The following is a 15,035-nucleotide window of genomic DNA, read 5'->3' on the forward strand; positions in this document are numbered from 1 at the left end:
CCACGACGGGTGAGTGCAGATCAGCGCTTGCGCTTGATCACCACTGATCCGCCGCGGACGTACCCGCGCACGTGGAAGTGCGGGTTGCCGACACCGTTGCGGACCTTGTCCTTGATCTCGCCCGCCTGGATCTCGACGGCGTCGATGTTCACGGAGGCGGTGGGCGGCAGCACGAGCTTCACCGACCCCACGGACACGTCCAGCTCGACGTCGACCAGCGGTGGCACGTCCGCCTCGGTGAAGTCGAGGTTCGTCGAGCCGAGCGTGTTGCGGATGACCAGTTCGCGCGGCACGACCCAGTGACCCTTGCGCACCGTGGTGCCGAACGAGTTCTTCAGCTCGGTGCGGGCATGGCCGCCCTCACTGTTGACCATGCCGGGCAGGTCGACCAGCACGGCGTTCAGATCCGCCCTGGTCACCGCGGCGAGAGCGGTGTCCGTGCGCGTCGTGAACTCGTCGAGAGTGATCATGCCGCGGCCCACCGCCTTGTTCAGCAGGCTGACGACGTGCTCACGTTCCGCGTCGGACACGCGTAAGTCTCTCGGGCCTGTCATTTCTCTGCCTCCGGTTCGCTGTCGAGACCGTGCTCGATGGCATAACGCGCCAGCTCCACCCGGTTGTGCAGTTGCAGTTTGCGCAGGGTCGACTGCACGTGGTTCTCGACCGTGCGGTGGGAGATCACCAGGCGGTTCGCGATCTGACGTGCGGTCAGACCCTTCGCCACGAGTCGCAGCACCTCGGTCTCCCGGTCGGTGAGCTGCGGCTTCTCGTCGGAGTCGTCCGGCGCGGCGGCCATCCGCCGGTACTCGCCGAGTACCAGCCCGGCCAGCCCCGCGGTGAACACGGCGTCGCCGGCCGCGGTGCGGGTCACGGCCTCGACCAGCTCGTCCGCGGACGCCGACTTCACGAGGTAGCCGGACGCGCCCGCCTTCACTGCCTGCAGCACGTCGTCGTGCTCGCCGGACGCGGACAGGACGAGCACGCGCGTGTCCGGCAGCTCGCCGGTGATCAGCAGGGTGGCGTCGACGCCGGAGAGCTCGCCGAGGTTGAGGTCCATCAGCACCACGTTGGGCCGCACCGCCTTCGCGATGCGCACTGCCGAGGCGGCGTCACCCGCGGTCGCGACGATCTCGAAGCCCCGCTCCGCCAGATCCCGTGCGACGCCTTCGCGCCACATCGGGTGGTCGTCCACGACCATCACCGTGACCGTCATCTTGCCGCCCCCTTCCTGAACACCCGAACCTCCCATTCCGTGCCCTCCCCCGGCCCGGTCTGGAGTTCCAGCGTGCCGCCCAGCGATTCCACCCGGCCCTTGATCGACTTTTCGATTCCCATCCTGCCTTCCGCGGCAGCGGACGCGATCCGGCCTTCCGGGATGCCAGGACCATCGTCCCTGACGCTCAGCACGATTTCCTCTCCGAGGTCCTCGAGCAGCACCCACGCCCGAGCGTCCTCACCCGCGTGCTTGTCCACGTTGGACAGTGCTTCGCGGACCAGCGAGGTGAGCTCGACCGCGGTCGTCGCGGTGAGCATGACCTGAGTGGCCGGAGTGGACACCTGGATCTTCGGTGTGGCGAGGAGCTGCAGGCCGGGACGCAGGTCGATCTCTCCATCCACAGTGGAGTCGGTGGGTGCGGCGGCCACCAGGTTGCGGAGCGCCACCTCTTGTTCGCCCGCGAGCTTGGCCAGTTCCGCGGCCTCACCACCGACTTCCAGTCCACGCTTGCGGACGCGGGCGAGCACCTGCAGGACGCTGTCGTGGATCGAGCGCGCGAGCCGTTCGCGTTCCGCCGTCGCCGCTTCCGTGCGCAACGCCTGGGCCAGCCGCACCGCCGAACGCCGTGCCGTCGCCGACGCCATGCCGACGACCATGCCGGCGCCCGCCAGCAGCACCACGTCGCGCAGCAGGTCGAGACTCGGCACACCCTTGGACAGATAGGTGAAGAGGCCGACCGTCATGCCGCCCGCGAAACCGGCGAACGACCCGCCGAGCGCGCCCAGCGCCACCGCGGGCACGCACGCCCAGATCGTGGTGATCAGCGGCACGTTCAGGGTCAGCAGCTGGTGGTCGGACATGATCAGCGGCGACAGCGACATGAGCCCGCAGGTCAGCGCGAGGTCGATCAGCACGACCGGCCACCGCCTGCCCCAGGTGGTGCTGTAGGCGCGGCTGGTGAAAACGGACCACAGCGCCATCACTCCGAGCGTCGTCCACGCGAGCCAGGGGCGGATGTAACCGGATTGGTTCGCGATCACGTTCGCCGCCGCGAAGAGAAATGTGACTATGCGTAGCGCAATCGTCCCGCGCCACAGCGGCGTGGCCGGGTCGTCGATCACCTTCGTCACACGTTCGGCAGGCAGATTGGGCACTCTGTGCTCCTTTCGGACACCATCCTGCCGCGTGAACGTGCGCTGGCTAACCCCCAGGTGGCCGTCTTCTGCCGAACGGAGGAATGTGCGACGCTCTCCGGGTTCGGGGCAGCGCTCCCGGTTGGGGGGAGGGCAATACAGGTGCGGGACTGGCCGGTGTGGACTTTGCGGCGGCCCGCGCTCTGTTACTGGTTGATCATCGACCTGGCCGCTCTGGTCCTCGTCACCTACGTGATCATCTCCACGCCCACCCCGTCACCTTCCGAAATCGGCCGTTTCGCCGCCATCGCCGGCACCGCGGGCGCCGTGATCATCGCCAGTTCGATCTACAGCCACCGCCTGGGTGAGACCGAGCGCAACCCGTGGGCAGCGCACCTCTCCTACCTGACGGCGGGCATCCTCGCGCTGCCCCCGAACCTGATGGTCCTGCTGCTCTTCGGCCCCGCGCTGCACTGCCTGCTGGCGCAACGCCCGGAGATGTACCGCTGGTTGTTCACGCTCAGCGCCACGACCCTCGCCGTCTTCGCCACCCGCTACCTGCTCGGCTGGGCGGACTCGCACGCGAGCCTGCTGATCATGGTCTTGGGAGCCACCGTGCTCCTGGCCCTGCGCGCGGCCCTGATCTCGGTCGGCCTGAAGCTCCGCCGTCCGGCCGCGACCTTCGAGGAGAACGTCGGCGAACCCATCGACGTGGTCCTCGGCATTGTCGCGGTGTCCATCGGTGGCCTCATGGGCTGCGTCGCGGAGTCCAACGCCGTCCACGCACTGATCGCGGGCCCGCCCCTGCTCCTGCTGGAACGCGCAGCCCAGCTCCCGCAGTGGCGCCGCTCGGCCCAGCGCGACGCCAAGACCGGCCTCGCCAACGCCGTGCACTGGGACAGTCGCGCCCGCTACGAGCTGACCAAGGCCTCGGCCCGCGCCCGTCCGATGGCCGTGATGCTGCTCGACCTCGACCACTTCAAGAAGGTCAACGACGAGGTGGGCCACCTCGCCGGCGACGCCGCTCTCGCCGCCATCTCGTTGTTGCTGCGCGGCACCGTTCGCCGTGGTGATCTCGTAGGCCGGTTCGGCGGCGAGGAGTTCGTCGTCCTGCTGCCCGAGGCCACGCCGGACGAGGCCGAGTCGGTGGCGGAACGGGTGCGCAAGGCCGTGGCAGCGCTTCGCGTGCCGACGATGGCGACGGACGGGAAGCCGCACGAGCTGCGTGGGCTGACCGTGTCGATCGGTGTCGCCACCACGACGCGGTTCGGCTACGAGCTGCCGGACCTGTTGGTGGCGGCCGATGCCGCGTTGCTCGCGGCCAAGGCGTACGGCCGCAACCTGGTCTCGATGGCCTAGTGCCGACAGCCAACCTTCACCGCGTCTTCACCGCTGACCGCCGAACACGGGGCAAAGGCCGCCTGCCACGGCACTAGAGCTCTTCGACCCGCTCGCTCTTGTCGTCCTTCGGCGCGGTGTCCTGCGGGTTGAGCACGTCCACCTTCTCCGGGTCCTCCTGCGCGTCCGCGTCCGACACCAGCGACCGGATCCCGGAGTTCAGCACCGCCAGCAACGGCACCGCGAGCAGCGCGCCGGCGATGCCACCCACGACCAACCCGACGGCGATGGCGATCACCACCGCCAACGGGTGCAGCTTCACCGCGCGCCCCAGCAACAGCGGCTGCAGCACGTGCGACTCCAGCTGCATCACACCGATGAGCACCGCGAGGACCACCAGCGCGGCGATCGGCCCGTTGGTCACCAACGCGATCAAAACCGCCACGGCGCCCGTGAAGACCGCACCGATGATCGGGATGAACGCACCGAGGAACACCAACGCCGACAGCGGCACCACCAGCGGGACACCGATGATCGCCAGACCGATACCGACACCAACGGCGTCGACGACCGCGACCGCTGCCGTGGCACGCACATAAGAAACGAGAGAGCTGAACCCGCGGCGGCCGGCCACGTCGACACGCTTGCGCACATCGCGAGGCACCGCACGGGTCACGAACCGCCAGATCCCGTCACCGTCGTGCAAGAAGAAGATGAGCGTGAACAGGGCGAGCAACAGCCCGGTCAGCACCTCGCCCAGCGTCGCGGCGGTGGTCAGCGCACCGGACGTGATCTCGGCCTGGTTCTCCTTGATCGTCTTCACGATCTCGTCGATGTAGTTCTGCAGCTGCGCGTCCGACAGGTGCGCCGGCCCGTCCTTCAGCCACTTCTGGATCGTGTCGAGCGAAGCGCCCACCTGCGTCTGCAGCTCGGGCAGACCGCGGGAGAACTCACTGATCACGAACGTCAGCACACCGCCGAGCACGCCGATACCGATGATCATCATCACGGTCGTCGCCACGCCGCGCGGCACCCGCCACTCGACGAGCTTCGCCACGCCGGGCGAGAGCAGGGCGGCGAGCAGGAGCGCGATTGCGACGGGGATCACGATCGAAGCGAGGAAGCCCAACACGTACGCGACCACGTACAACGCGGCCACCACAACGACGAACCGCCAGCTCAACGCGGCACTTACCCGCAGCAGCAGTGGAACGCGGCTGCTGATCTCCGACTCCGGTGCGCTCACGTGCCTCACGTTAACTGTTCGGACCCTGGCGGACGCGGAACCTGATGGGGATGATCCGTTCGTCAGGGGAGGACGAAAGTGATCAAGCCGGAAGACTTGACCGAGATCGAACGCCAGGTCGCCGGATCCTATGCGGGCGGCACCGAGATCGACCTGACCGGACAGAGCGTCCGCGGTGAGGTGCTCACCGGGTTGCTGACCGGCATGTACCGCGTACCGCGCAAGGGATTGCCCGCGCTCCGACTGCGAAACGCGCGGATCACCGGCAGCTTCGAGCTCGAAGGCACCCGTGTGACGCGGGTCATCGACCTCACCCACTGCACGTTCGAGGAACCGCTGGACCTCCGGATGGCGAGGCTCATCGGGCTCCGGCTCCGCGGCACCCGCGTCCCCGGCCTGCAGGGCCGCAACCTCCGCGTCTTCAGCGACCTGGTCCTCGAAGCCGGCTTCACCTGCACCGGCACGGTCGACCTCACCGACGCCGCCGTCGACGGCACCCTCCGGCTGGCCGGCGCGGTGCTGAGGAGCGAGACGTCCCACGCTTTCCTCGGTGCTCGTCTCCGGGTGAGCGGATCCGTCCAGGCCATCGCGATGCGCGCCAACGGCGAGGTCCGGCTGAGGGGCGCGACGATCGGCGGCAGCGTCCACCTGGGCGGCGCGCGGCTGATCAACACAGGCAGGGACGCGCTGGAGGCGTCCGGCATCGTCGTCGCGGGCAACATCTTCTGCAACGCCGAGGGTGGCAGGTTCACCGCGGACGGCCGGGTGCTGTTCGACGGCGCGCGGGTCGGCGGCAACCTCGAGTTCACCGGCGCCAGGCTGAACTCCACCCACCGCGTCGAGAACCAGGTGCTGGTGCTGCCGCACGGACTGGCCGACGAGGCGGCGACGCTGGTGGGCGACCGCATCCGGGTCGAGGGCAACGTCGAACTGGACGACGGCTTCACCAGCACCGGCACGGTCCGGCTGCCCAACGCGATCATCGGCGGCTACCTCCGGCTGTCCGGCGCGGTGATCGGGCCGCGCGACGTCGCAGAGGAGCTCGCAGGTGACGTCACCAACCGCATTCCCGTCGCACTGCACGCGGACGGCATGCAGGTCCGCGGCGACGTCGAGGCCCGCAGCGCGGTCAACGGCGCGGGCATCCGATCACTGCCGTTGCAGACCTACGGCCAGGTGCGGCTGTCGAACGCGCAGATCCAGGGCAGCGCCAGCATGTCCGGGGTGTCGCTGCACGGGCCCGGCATCGACGTCCTGTTCGCCGACCGCCTGCAGATCGGCGGCACGCTCTTCCTGCGCGAGCTCAGGGCCAAGGGCTCGATCCGCCTGCAGAACGCGAACATCGGCTCCACGCTGGACCTCTCCGGCGCCGAGCTGACCCTGCCCCGGTTGCGCGCCAACAAGACGCAGAAGCCGTCGCTCGACGCCCGCGCCATCACGATCGGCAAGGACCTGCTGTGCAGCCGCGGGTTCACCGCGGTCGGCGGTGTGCGGATCCGGCTGGGCGAGGTCGGCAAGATGGCGACGTTCAGCGACTCGCACCTCGGCTCGAGCACCGCGGACATCGCGCTCAACGCGTACGGCCTCACCGTGCACCAGTTCCGCCTGCACATCCCCGCAGGCCAGCAGCCCAAGGGCAAGGTCGTGCTGAGCCGGTTGAAGGCGGTGTCGGTCACCGACGGACCGGGTCTGTGGGATGCGGAAGGCGGCGTGGCCGTCGACGACTTCGAGTTCGCCGGCATCACCGCTGATCCCGACGTGCCGGTGGAGACCCGGCTGAGGTGGCTGCTCAAGGTGCAGCCGGACTTCGCTCCAGGACCGTACGAGCAGCTCGCCGCCGTCTACCAGCAGGGTGGTGAGGAAGAGCTCGCGCAGAAGGTCCAGCTGGAGAAGCAACGCCGCCGCTACTCCGAGCTCGGCAAGGCCGGGCGGGTCTGGGGCGCGGTGCAGCGGTGGACAGTCGGTTACGGCTACCGGCCGTGGCTCGCGATCTGCTGGCTCGGCGTGTTCTGGCTGGGCGGCGCGCTCTGGTTCAACTGGCACCCGATGGTCAGGCTCAACAAGGACGAGGACCCGGTGTGGAACGCCTGGCTCCTCGCACTGGACCTGCTGATCCCGATCATCGACTTCGGCCACGACGGGAAGTGGCAGTTCACGGGCGCGTCACAGTGGATCTCGTCCCTGCTCGTCGCCGTGGGCTGGGTGCTGGCCTCGACCGCGGCGGCCGGCGCGGCTCGCGTGCTGAAACGGGTTTGATCTTGGGCGGTGCGTTCACACGATGTAGTTAACCGAGTGCTCTGGGCGTGCATTCGGGGTGCCGGGACTGGCAGAGTCGCCGACGTCGACTTGATCACGTTGATCGTCGGCGAATCCCTTGAGCGCCACCGAGTAGCGAGGTTTCCTGCGTTGTTCTCCGCCGATCTGCGAGCGAAGACGGGAGCGAACGGCATCCGCCGGTTCGCCACCCGAGCGCTGCTCGCTGTCGGTGGTGCGATCGCGGGTACGGCCGTTGCCTGGGCGCTGACCACGTCTTCCGCGCACGCTGCGGAAGACGTGCAGCAGTTCGACGCCGTCACCAAGATCGTCTCTGTGGACGAGAAGCTGCCGGTCGTCGTCCCCGCTGCCGCCGCAGTGCACAAGATCGACGAAACGCTGCGCGCCGAGCAGCAGAAGGCTCGCGCCGCCCTGCCGGACGTGCAGGTCCAGACGACGGTCGAAAAGATCGCCGAGCGGATCCTGCCGCAGGTCACCAGGATCGGTCAGTCCCACGCCCCCGCCACGGCGCGGTCGATGGACGTGACGTTCCCGGAGATCCCGGCTCCCCCCGCCGATGCCGGACAGTCGCCGGCCCCGGTGGTCTCGCAGTTCACCGGTCCCTCCGGTGCCACGTGGACGGATCTGCTGGAGTCGGGCGACTTCGTCGTGCCCGTCGAGCAGCGTCCGTCCCTGCCCAGCAACCCGTTCCCGAAGCTGCCCGTCCCGGCCCCCGCGCCGGTGCAGTGCACTTCGTGCTCCGACGGTTCTGGTTCCGCGAACGGCGGCAAGTCCGCTGCTCTGGCTGCGTCCGGCACCCACGGCACCTCGGTGACGCGCGCTCTCGCGCCGTCCACCGACGAGGTGACCGTCACGCCGGGCAAGCAGCCCGGTATCAACCCCGACTGATTCCAGCGCGCGGTCCGCGGCAGCCACCTCCCCGGCTGTCCGGAAGTCGACCGTCGCGCTTTTTCTTGCGCTCCTTCCGGTCGCTCACCGCGTGCGCCTCCCCCGGTGATGACGCGCCTTCCCCAAGCGCGTCCGGCCCCACCCCCAGAACCCCCGTCGTCGAGACGGGACATTTGGAAGGAGACCCAATGCAGACCTGGGCAAAGCGCGGAATCCAGTCCGCGTTTGTCACTGGTGGTTTGCTGATGCTCGGTACGGGCATCGCTTCTGCCCAGGAGAACGTCAACCCCGACTCGGCACCGTCGCCCGTTGACGTGGGCGTTTCGGTTCCGGTGAAGGTGGACCAGAACAACCTGGGCACCCCCGCCAAGAACCTGAACGTTCCCAAGATCGACCGCACGATCAGCACGGACCGCGTCACCAGCGCGGTGCCAGTCCGCACGGCTGCGCCCGTCGCCCACCCGCTGATCAAGCAGGCCACCGACCGCGTGCAGCTGGCTGCCGCGCAGGGCCTGCTCCGCGGCAACACGGTCCAGGCACACGTCGATGTGCCGATCCACATCTGCGGCAACGCGATCGCGGTCCTCGGCAACGCCGAGGCGGTCGGCGACTGCGACCAGGTGACGCACCGCGACGGCAGCATCGTCACCGACGGCGAAGGCCAGGCTCTCGCCGGCAACGTCGTCGCCGTCAACCACATCCTGCCGATCCAGCTCACCGGCAACGCGATCGCGGCGGGCGGCAACGCCATCACGGCGACCGACGCTTCGCAGGTGTCGACGACCGGCGGCCCCATCACCACCGACGGTGACAAGGGCGCGGTCTCCGGCAACGTCGTGGCCGAGCAGGGCGCGACGCCGATCCAGATCACCGGCAACGGTGTGGGCGCGGTCGGCATCGCCGAGGCCAACTCCACCGCCGACACGTTCGCCTCCTCCGAGGGCGACGTCGCCACCAGCGGCAATGACAGCTCGATCTCCGGCAACGCCGTGCCGATCCCGCTGGCTCCGCTGTTCGAGGTGAACGGCAACGCGGTCGGCGGTGCGGCCAACGCCGCCACCCAGTCGACGCAGACCGGTACCGCGTACGCCGGTGGCAACACGGCGACCGACGGCAACCCCGCCACGCTCGCAGGCAACATCGTCGAGCCCGCGCTCGCCGGCCCGATCACGGTCGACGACAACGCGGTCGCCGGTGGTGGCAACGCCACGGCGATCAGCGACACGACCAACGAGTCGATCGCGGGTGGCCAGAAGAACACCAACGGTGCGGACGCCACGGGGTCCGGCAACATCGCCGACGCGCCGATCTCGCTGCCCACCGCCGTGGGTGGCAACGGTGCCGCGGTCATCGGCAACGCGCTGACCGACCACACGAACGAGGCGACGTCGACCGCGGGTGGCCCCGGCTACACCCTGGGCGACAACTCGGTCCTGTCCGGCAACATCGTCGACGCTCCCCCGGCCACGGCCGTGGACGTGTGCGGCAACGGTGCCGCCGGCGCCGGCCAGGCGGCCGGCACCTGCGAGAACGACGTCAAGTCGGGTACCTCGGGCTACGTGGGCACGACCGGCAACGACTCGGTCGTCTCCGGCAACGTGGTGCAGACCCCGCTGGCCGCTCCGGCCGAGGCCTACGGCCTGGCCAGCGCGGCCGCCGGTTCCGCCACGGGTTCGGCGGACGAGACCAAGGACGTCCGCTCCGGCGGTCAGCCGAACACGGTCGACGACAAGGGCACGGTCTCGAGCAACGTCGTGACCGCCCCCACCGCGGCCGCGGCGCAGGTCTTCGCGGTTACCGCCGGTCTCGTGGGCAACACCGAGTCCGACACCTCGAACGACACGTCGGTCACCGCCGGCGGGGACCCGAAGGCCACCGGCAAGAAGAGCTCGGTGTCCGGCAACATCGTCCAGGCCCCGACCTCGACGCCGGCCCAGGTCTTCGGCGACGGCGTCACCCTGGTCGGCAACAACTCGACCAACGGTGACAACGCCACCGACATGAAGGCGGGTGGCCCCGCCCACACCGAGGGTGACGCGGGCTCGATCGCGGGCAACGTCGTGTCGGCTCCGGTCGCGTCCGCCACGCAGGTCCAGGGCTGGGCGGTCGGCGGCGGCAGCAACGTCGACTCCATCGTCACCAACGACCTCGACTCGGTCGCTGGCGGCAACGTCGACAGCAGCGCTGACGGCGGTTCGGTGTCCGGCAACCTCATCGGTGCGCAGGCCACCCCGTTCGTCCCGGTGCCCGGCAACTCGGTCTCCGCGGCGGGCATCACCAACTCCGACACGTTTACCGACACCAACACCGTGGCGGGTGGCGACAGCACCTCCACCGCCGAGGACGCCTCGGTCTCCGGCAACCTGATCCACGTCCCCGCGAACGCCATCGCCGGCTTCTACGCGAACGCGATCGCGGCTGCGGGCCAGGCCAACACGGTCACCGACAAGGTCTCGCACACCCAGGCCGGTGGCGACATGGAGACGGACGGCAGCGGCCCGCTGACCGCCCGCGAGATGACCGTCCCCGTCGAGGCGGCTGCCAAGGTCGCGCGGATTCCCGTCGAGGTCCTCGGCCAGGCGACCACCGCGGGCACGAGCGACGACACGCAGCTCACCGGCGAGGACCAGGGCACCCTGCGTGCCACCCAGCTCAAGGGCCTCGAGCTGCCCAAGGGCGTGGACAGCCTGCTCAAGGCCAACGAGGTTCCGGCGTTCCACGGCATCGACCAGCTGCCGGTGAACAGCCTGCCGAGCGTTGACGGCCTGTCCGCGATGGCCGGCCAGCTGCCCACCCCGGCGCTGCCCGGTGTCGCTCAGGAGCGCACCGAGCTGCCGACCGGCCTCGGTGGCGTGGCGAACCTGAACCCGAACGTCCAGGGTCTGCCCCTGGGCCAGGTGCTGGAGGCCGCCAAGGGCCTGCTCCCCGGTGCCGCCGCCGAGCGTTCGCTGCCGTCCCTCCCGGTGACCGCCCCGGCCCTGCCGGTGCCGGTGCAGCTGCCCGCTCTGCCGACCGAGCGCTCGCTGCCCGCTCTGCCGCTGGACGGCCCGGCCTCCCTCTCGGGTATCAACCTGAACCCGACCCAGGGCCTGGCCCCGAAGGCCGAGGAGCGCTCGCTCCCGCAGCTGCCGCTGGACACCCCGGCGCTGGCCATGATCGACCCGGCCAACCTGTTCCAGACGGTGACCGGCTCGCTGTAACACCCCGCAGTTGTAACACCCTCCTCCGGTAAGAAGCTGAGCCCCGGCGACACGACGGTGTCGCCGGGGCTCGGTGCCGTCCGGGGGACTTTCGCGTTCAGCGGTTCTCTGCGGTGGCGATCATGTCGTCCGGAGCGGCGTCACCGTCGCTCGTCACCCAGTGGATCTGCGGGCTGTCCCCGACGAGCTGCCTGATCAGCGACGAGATCGGCGAGCCGTCGCCGAAGTCGTGTTCGGCGAGCACGGCCAGGACCGCGTCGCCGTAGCGGGCGACGGTGAAGTCCGGGCGCAGGCCCGCCCGCAGTGCGCGGGCCGCGTCCAGCAGGGAGTCCGGACTCGTGATCAGGACGAGGGTCACGAGGGTGCCGCGCGTGCGGGCGCGGATCAGCGACTGCTCAAGGCGGTCGAGCAGCAGTGCGTGTCCGGGCAGGCCTGTGAGCGGGTCGTGCAGCACAGACCGTGTCTAGCCGAGGTCACGCCGGTTGACCAGCATTGCCGCGCCGAAGACAGTCAGCCAGGTGAAGCCGATGGCGACGGTGAGGCGTTGGAAGAGCCCGCCGAACTCCACCAGGCTCGGTGTCTGGGCGAAGGCGGCGCTGCTCAGGAGGAACATCGCGATGAACGCCACGCCCGACGTGATCGAGAACCACGGGCGGAAGCGGCGAGCGAGAACGAAGCAGGCGAGCGGCCAGCCCACGAACGTCGGTATGGCGAACAGGTCGTGCACCAGGCCGTGCCAGGTGTACTCGGACAGGGCAGGGCTTCCCGGCGGATAGCCGCTGACCGGGTCGGTCGTGAAGATGCCGGAGCCGATCAGGCCGATGCCGACGGCGCCGATGAGCAGCGATCCCCAGAACCCGATGCGGGTGCCGATGGCGAACGCCACCACGAGCGTGCCGGCCACGATGAAGTTCGCGGTCTGGACCCAGCTCGCCAGCTGCAGCGAGCTGACCGGGTGGCGCAGGGGCGAGTAGTCCGGGACCAGGGCGCCGTTGATCAGGAACGTCAGGACGAAGAGCGGGCCCGCGATCACGCCGCAGAGCGCCAGGCGGTTCACGACAGACGGGCGCGCACGGCGGCCGTGTCGACGCCGAGGTGAGCCAGCAGGTCGGCGGCCGGGTCCGGCCGGTCGTTGGCGAGCAGAGCCAGGACGAACTGTTCGGCGGTCGGATGGACGGCCCTGCTTCGCGGGGTCGGTTTGATCGCGCGGAGCAGGGTGGCGCGGGCGGCCGTGGTCAGGGGCGGGCGTTTGGTCGCGGCGGGCACGACGGTCGCGGCGAACTCGCCGGTGTCGATGCCGATCGCGGTGAGCGCGGCTCGGTCGAGGCCTTCCAGGCCTGCACGGGCGGTGGCCAGATCGACGCCGAGTGCGGTGACGGCGGCCGGCTCGTGCAGCAGGCCGAGGAGCAGGTGTTCGGTGGAGAGGCGGCGGTCGCCTCTGCGTCGGGCCTCGGCCTGCGCGGCCATGATCACGCGAGTGCGCACCTGTTTCACGTCGTCCCCCTGTACTTGGCGTGCACGGACTGACGGGACATGCCCAGCGCGTCACCGATCTGTTCCCACGACCAGCCCTGTTCCCTGGCGCGGGCCACGGAGACCGCCTCGACGTGTTCGGCGAGGCGGCGCAGTGCCCCGACGGCGCGCAGGCTGGTCGCGGGATCGACGGAGTTGATCTGACGCGTGAGCTCGTCCACGTTTGTCAGGCTAGACTGACAAACGTGCGTCGTCAACGTGGACTGACGTCAGCCAAGTGCGTAAACGTCACCTTCGGAGGCGGCGAAGATCTCTCCGGTGAACTCTGCGCGCGCTGCGGCCACGGCCGCGAACCGGTCGTTGCCCGGCCAGAAGTGCGTGAGCATCAGACGACGGGCCCCGGCCTGCCGCGCCCACGCTCCCGCTGCCGCCGACGTCATCAGCAGGCCGGAGGTGTCGCCGGGCCGGTCGGTCGCCTCGACGATGAACAGGTCCGCGTCCCCGCCCAGCGCGGCCAACGCCGGCGAAGGACCGGTGTCACCGGTGTAGGCGAGGACACGGGACGACTCCAGCCGGACGCCCGCGTTCGGGACGAAGTGCGGCAGGTCGACCCCGGTCAGCCTGAACGGTCCGACATCCCACGAGCCCGGCAGCTCGAAGACGTCGAAGACCTCGTCCAGTGGCACGTCCGGTTCGAGGCCCTGCACGGTGCCGAGCACCCCCGGCGGGCAGTACAACGGCAACCGCCCACGCCGTCCGTAGTGCTGCATCCGGAACAAGCCGTGCAGGTCAGCGCAGTGATCGGGATGCTCGTGCGTGATCACCACAGCATCCGGCCCCTCCGGCCACAGCTCCAGCAACCGGGGCAGCGTGCCGTAGCCCAGGTCCAGGACGACCCGGAAGCCGGACTCCTCGACGGCGAACCCGCTGCACGCCCGCCCCGGCTCCGGGTAGGCGCCGCAGCTGCCGAGAACCGTCAGCCGCACGACTTGCTCAACAGGATCTCGCGCGGCCCGAACCCCGACGCCGAGTAGAAGCCGACGGCGTCCTCGTTGGTGGCGAAGATGCCCGCGAACACGACCGAAGCGCCGTGAGCCGCAGCCACCTTCTCCGCCTCCTGGACCAGCGCCGCACCGACGCCCTGTCCGCGAAAGCCGTCCAGCACCACGGTGTGGACGTCGGCTCCGCGGCGCGGCACCAGGATCTGGTGGTCGGGCGGCGGTGGCAGCAACACCACCTCCGCCATGCCGACCACCTCGCCCGCCACCTCGGCGACCGAGATCAGCGCAGAGCCGACGACCTCCTCGAAGTGCCGCTGCACAGCGGCGGCATCGGGAACGCGAAAGACGTCGGGGTCGAGCTGGACGTGGCGTTCGGCGTTGGCCAGGCGCAGCCGGACGAGGGCGGGCACATCCCCGCGCTCGGCCGGTCGGAGGTGAGGGCTCACCTCACTCATGATCCACGCGAAGCCCGGAAAGCCGGAAGGATGGCCGCATGACCCTGCCTGCCCTCCCCGAGGAGTCCTTCCAGCGCGTGCTCTGCGTCGTCGCACACCCGGACGACATGGAGTACGGCGTGTCCGCGGCCGTCGCCCGCTGGACCGCCCGCGGCATCGAGGTCGGCTATCTCCTGCTCACCCGCGGCGAGGCCGGCATGCCGAACCCGCCGGAGGAAACGGCACGCCTGCGCGTGGCCGAGCAGCAGGCCGCCTGCGCCGTCGTGGGCGTCAAGCACCTGACCGTCCTCGAACACCCGGACGGCGTCCTCGTCCATGGCCTCGACCTGCGCCGTGACATCTGCCGTGAGATCCGCCGGTTCAAACCGGACGTCGTGCTCGGCACCGGCTATGAGATCGAAACGCCGTTCGGCTTCGACCAGGCCGACCACCGCGCCGCCGGCCTCGCAACGCTCGACGCGCTGCGCGACGCGGGCAACCGCTGGATCTTCCCGGAGCAGATCGACGACGAGGGCCTCGAACCGCACTCCGCGCGCTGGTACATCGTTCCCGGACTCCCCGGTCACGGCGCGACCCACGGCGTCGACGTCACGGGCGAACCGCTGCGACGCGGCATCGCCTCGCTGGAGGCGCACGCGGAGTACCTGGCCGCGCTCCCGGACCACCCGGCGCCGGCTGACTTCATCCCGAAGTTCGCGGCGATGAGCGGCAAGGCGATGGGCGTCGAGCACGCCGTTCTGTTCCGCGCTCACGACCTGCAGGCTCCGCCGGAGTTCTTCACGGAAGAGGTGCAGGACTGAAGGCGCACAGG

At 69.8% G+C, this 15,035-nt stretch carries 15 protein-coding genes; 5 read left to right on the forward strand and 10 right to left on the reverse strand.

Annotated elements, in window-relative coordinates; translation table 11 throughout:
* Positions 1-20: 20 nt before the first annotated feature.
* Genes C8D87_RS09685 through macS form a run of 3 tightly spaced genes read right to left on the reverse strand, consistent with a single transcriptional unit; the run spans position 21 to position 2,370 of the window.
* Complete coding sequence (locus tag C8D87_RS09685; protein WP_325049645.1) at positions 21-530, reverse strand: DUF1707 SHOCT-like domain-containing protein; 510 nt, start codon at positions 528-530, stop codon at positions 21-23.
* Between the two features lie 20 nt (positions 531-550).
* Positions 551-1,213, reverse strand: coding sequence for a response regulator (locus C8D87_RS09690; protein ID WP_109629966.1), 663 nt, complete (start codon positions 1,211-1,213; stop codon positions 551-553).
* On the reverse strand, positions 1,210-2,370 hold the full coding sequence (gene macS, locus C8D87_RS09695) for a MacS family sensor histidine kinase (RefSeq protein WP_233442013.1): 1,161 nt from the start codon (positions 2,368-2,370) through the stop codon (positions 1,210-1,212). The genes C8D87_RS09690 and macS overlap by 4 nt, the downstream gene beginning before the upstream one ends.
* A 141-nt stretch (positions 2,371-2,511) precedes the next feature.
* Here macS and C8D87_RS09700 point away from each other — a divergent pair, with 141 nt between their 5' ends.
* Positions 2,512-3,708: a GGDEF domain-containing protein gene (locus tag C8D87_RS09700; protein ID WP_109629962.1), complete on the forward strand. Its 1,197-nt coding sequence runs from the start codon at positions 2,512-2,514 to the stop codon at positions 3,706-3,708.
* A 73-nt stretch (positions 3,709-3,781) separates the two neighbouring features.
* On the opposite strand, the gene C8D87_RS09705 is transcribed toward C8D87_RS09700, so the two are convergent.
* The gene (locus C8D87_RS09705) at positions 3,782-4,933 is read right to left on the reverse strand and encodes an AI-2E family transporter (RefSeq protein ID WP_109629958.1); all 1,152 of its coding nucleotides are present in this window, start codon (positions 4,931-4,933) and stop codon (positions 3,782-3,784) included.
* A 78-nt stretch (positions 4,934-5,011) separates the two neighbouring features.
* Between C8D87_RS09705 and C8D87_RS09710 the strand changes: the two genes are divergently transcribed.
* From C8D87_RS09710 to C8D87_RS09720, 3 genes are all read left to right on the forward strand, one after another.
* A complete protein-coding gene (locus C8D87_RS09710; protein WP_109629955.1) occupies positions 5,012-7,189 on the forward strand; it encodes a translocation/assembly module TamB domain-containing protein in 2,178 nt (725 codons plus the stop codon).
* A gap of 150 nt (positions 7,190-7,339) precedes the next feature.
* Complete coding sequence (locus tag C8D87_RS09715) at positions 7,340-8,095, forward strand: hypothetical protein (RefSeq protein WP_109629950.1); 756 nt, start codon at positions 7,340-7,342, stop codon at positions 8,093-8,095.
* A gap of 188 nt (positions 8,096-8,283) precedes the next feature.
* Positions 8,284-11,295: a chaplin family protein gene (locus C8D87_RS09720; protein ID WP_112226447.1), complete on the forward strand. Its 3,012-nt coding sequence runs from the start codon at positions 8,284-8,286 to the stop codon at positions 11,293-11,295.
* 97 nt (positions 11,296-11,392) lie between these two features.
* Here the strand turns inward: C8D87_RS09720 and C8D87_RS09725 are convergent, their stop codons facing one another.
* From C8D87_RS09725 to C8D87_RS09750, 6 genes are read right to left on the reverse strand one after another with little or no spacing between them, the layout of a single operon-like run.
* A complete protein-coding gene (locus tag C8D87_RS09725; protein ID WP_109629942.1) occupies positions 11,393-11,749 on the reverse strand; it encodes a nucleotidyl cyclase domain-containing protein in 357 nt (118 codons plus the stop codon).
* A gap of 9 nt (positions 11,750-11,758) precedes the next feature.
* Complete coding sequence (locus tag C8D87_RS09730) at positions 11,759-12,352, reverse strand: DUF998 domain-containing protein (protein ID WP_109629938.1); 594 nt, start codon at positions 12,350-12,352, stop codon at positions 11,759-11,761.
* On the reverse strand, positions 12,349-12,780 hold the full coding sequence (locus C8D87_RS09735) for a Clp protease N-terminal domain-containing protein (protein ID WP_233442014.1): 432 nt from the start codon (positions 12,778-12,780) through the stop codon (positions 12,349-12,351). Before C8D87_RS09735 ends, C8D87_RS09730 begins: the two co-directional genes overlap by 4 nt.
* Positions 12,781-12,785: 5 nt before the next feature.
* The gene (locus C8D87_RS09740; protein ID WP_211337179.1) at positions 12,786-12,998 is read right to left on the reverse strand and encodes a helix-turn-helix domain-containing protein; all 213 of its coding nucleotides are present in this window, start codon (positions 12,996-12,998) and stop codon (positions 12,786-12,788) included.
* A 39-nt stretch (positions 12,999-13,037) separates the two neighbouring features.
* Positions 13,038-13,754, reverse strand: a complete 717-nt coding sequence (locus C8D87_RS09745; RefSeq protein ID WP_112226448.1) for an MBL fold metallo-hydrolase — start codon at positions 13,752-13,754, stop codon at positions 13,038-13,040.
* Complete coding sequence (locus C8D87_RS09750; RefSeq protein WP_170166382.1) at positions 13,745-14,215, reverse strand: GNAT family N-acetyltransferase; 471 nt, start codon at positions 14,213-14,215, stop codon at positions 13,745-13,747. The genes C8D87_RS09745 and C8D87_RS09750 overlap by 10 nt, the downstream gene beginning before the upstream one ends.
* Before the next feature lie 47 nt (positions 14,216-14,262).
* On the opposite strand from C8D87_RS09750, the gene C8D87_RS09755 reads away from it, so the two are divergent.
* Positions 14,263-15,024: a PIG-L deacetylase family protein gene (locus C8D87_RS09755; RefSeq protein ID WP_112226450.1), complete on the forward strand. Its 762-nt coding sequence runs from the start codon at positions 14,263-14,265 to the stop codon at positions 15,022-15,024.
* Positions 15,025-15,035 lie beyond the last annotated feature (11 nt).

The organism is Lentzea atacamensis, assembly GCF_003269295.1.
GTDB classification, from domain to species: domain Bacteria; phylum Actinomycetota; class Actinomycetes; order Mycobacteriales; family Pseudonocardiaceae; genus Lentzea; species Lentzea atacamensis.

Excerpts from the sequence above, each read along its gene's own strand:
- C8D87_RS09690 (WP_109629966.1), bottom strand. The coding sequence starts at position 1,213 with ATGACGGTCACGGTGATGGTCGTGGACGACCACCCGATGTGGCGCGAA.
- C8D87_RS09720 (WP_112226447.1), top strand. The coding sequence starts at position 8,284 with ATGCAGACCTGGGCAAAGCGCGGAATCCAGTCCGCGTTTGTCACTGGT.
- C8D87_RS09755 (WP_112226450.1), top strand. The coding sequence starts at position 14,263 with ATGACCCTGCCTGCCCTCCCCGAGGAGTCCTTCCAGCGCGTGCTCTGC.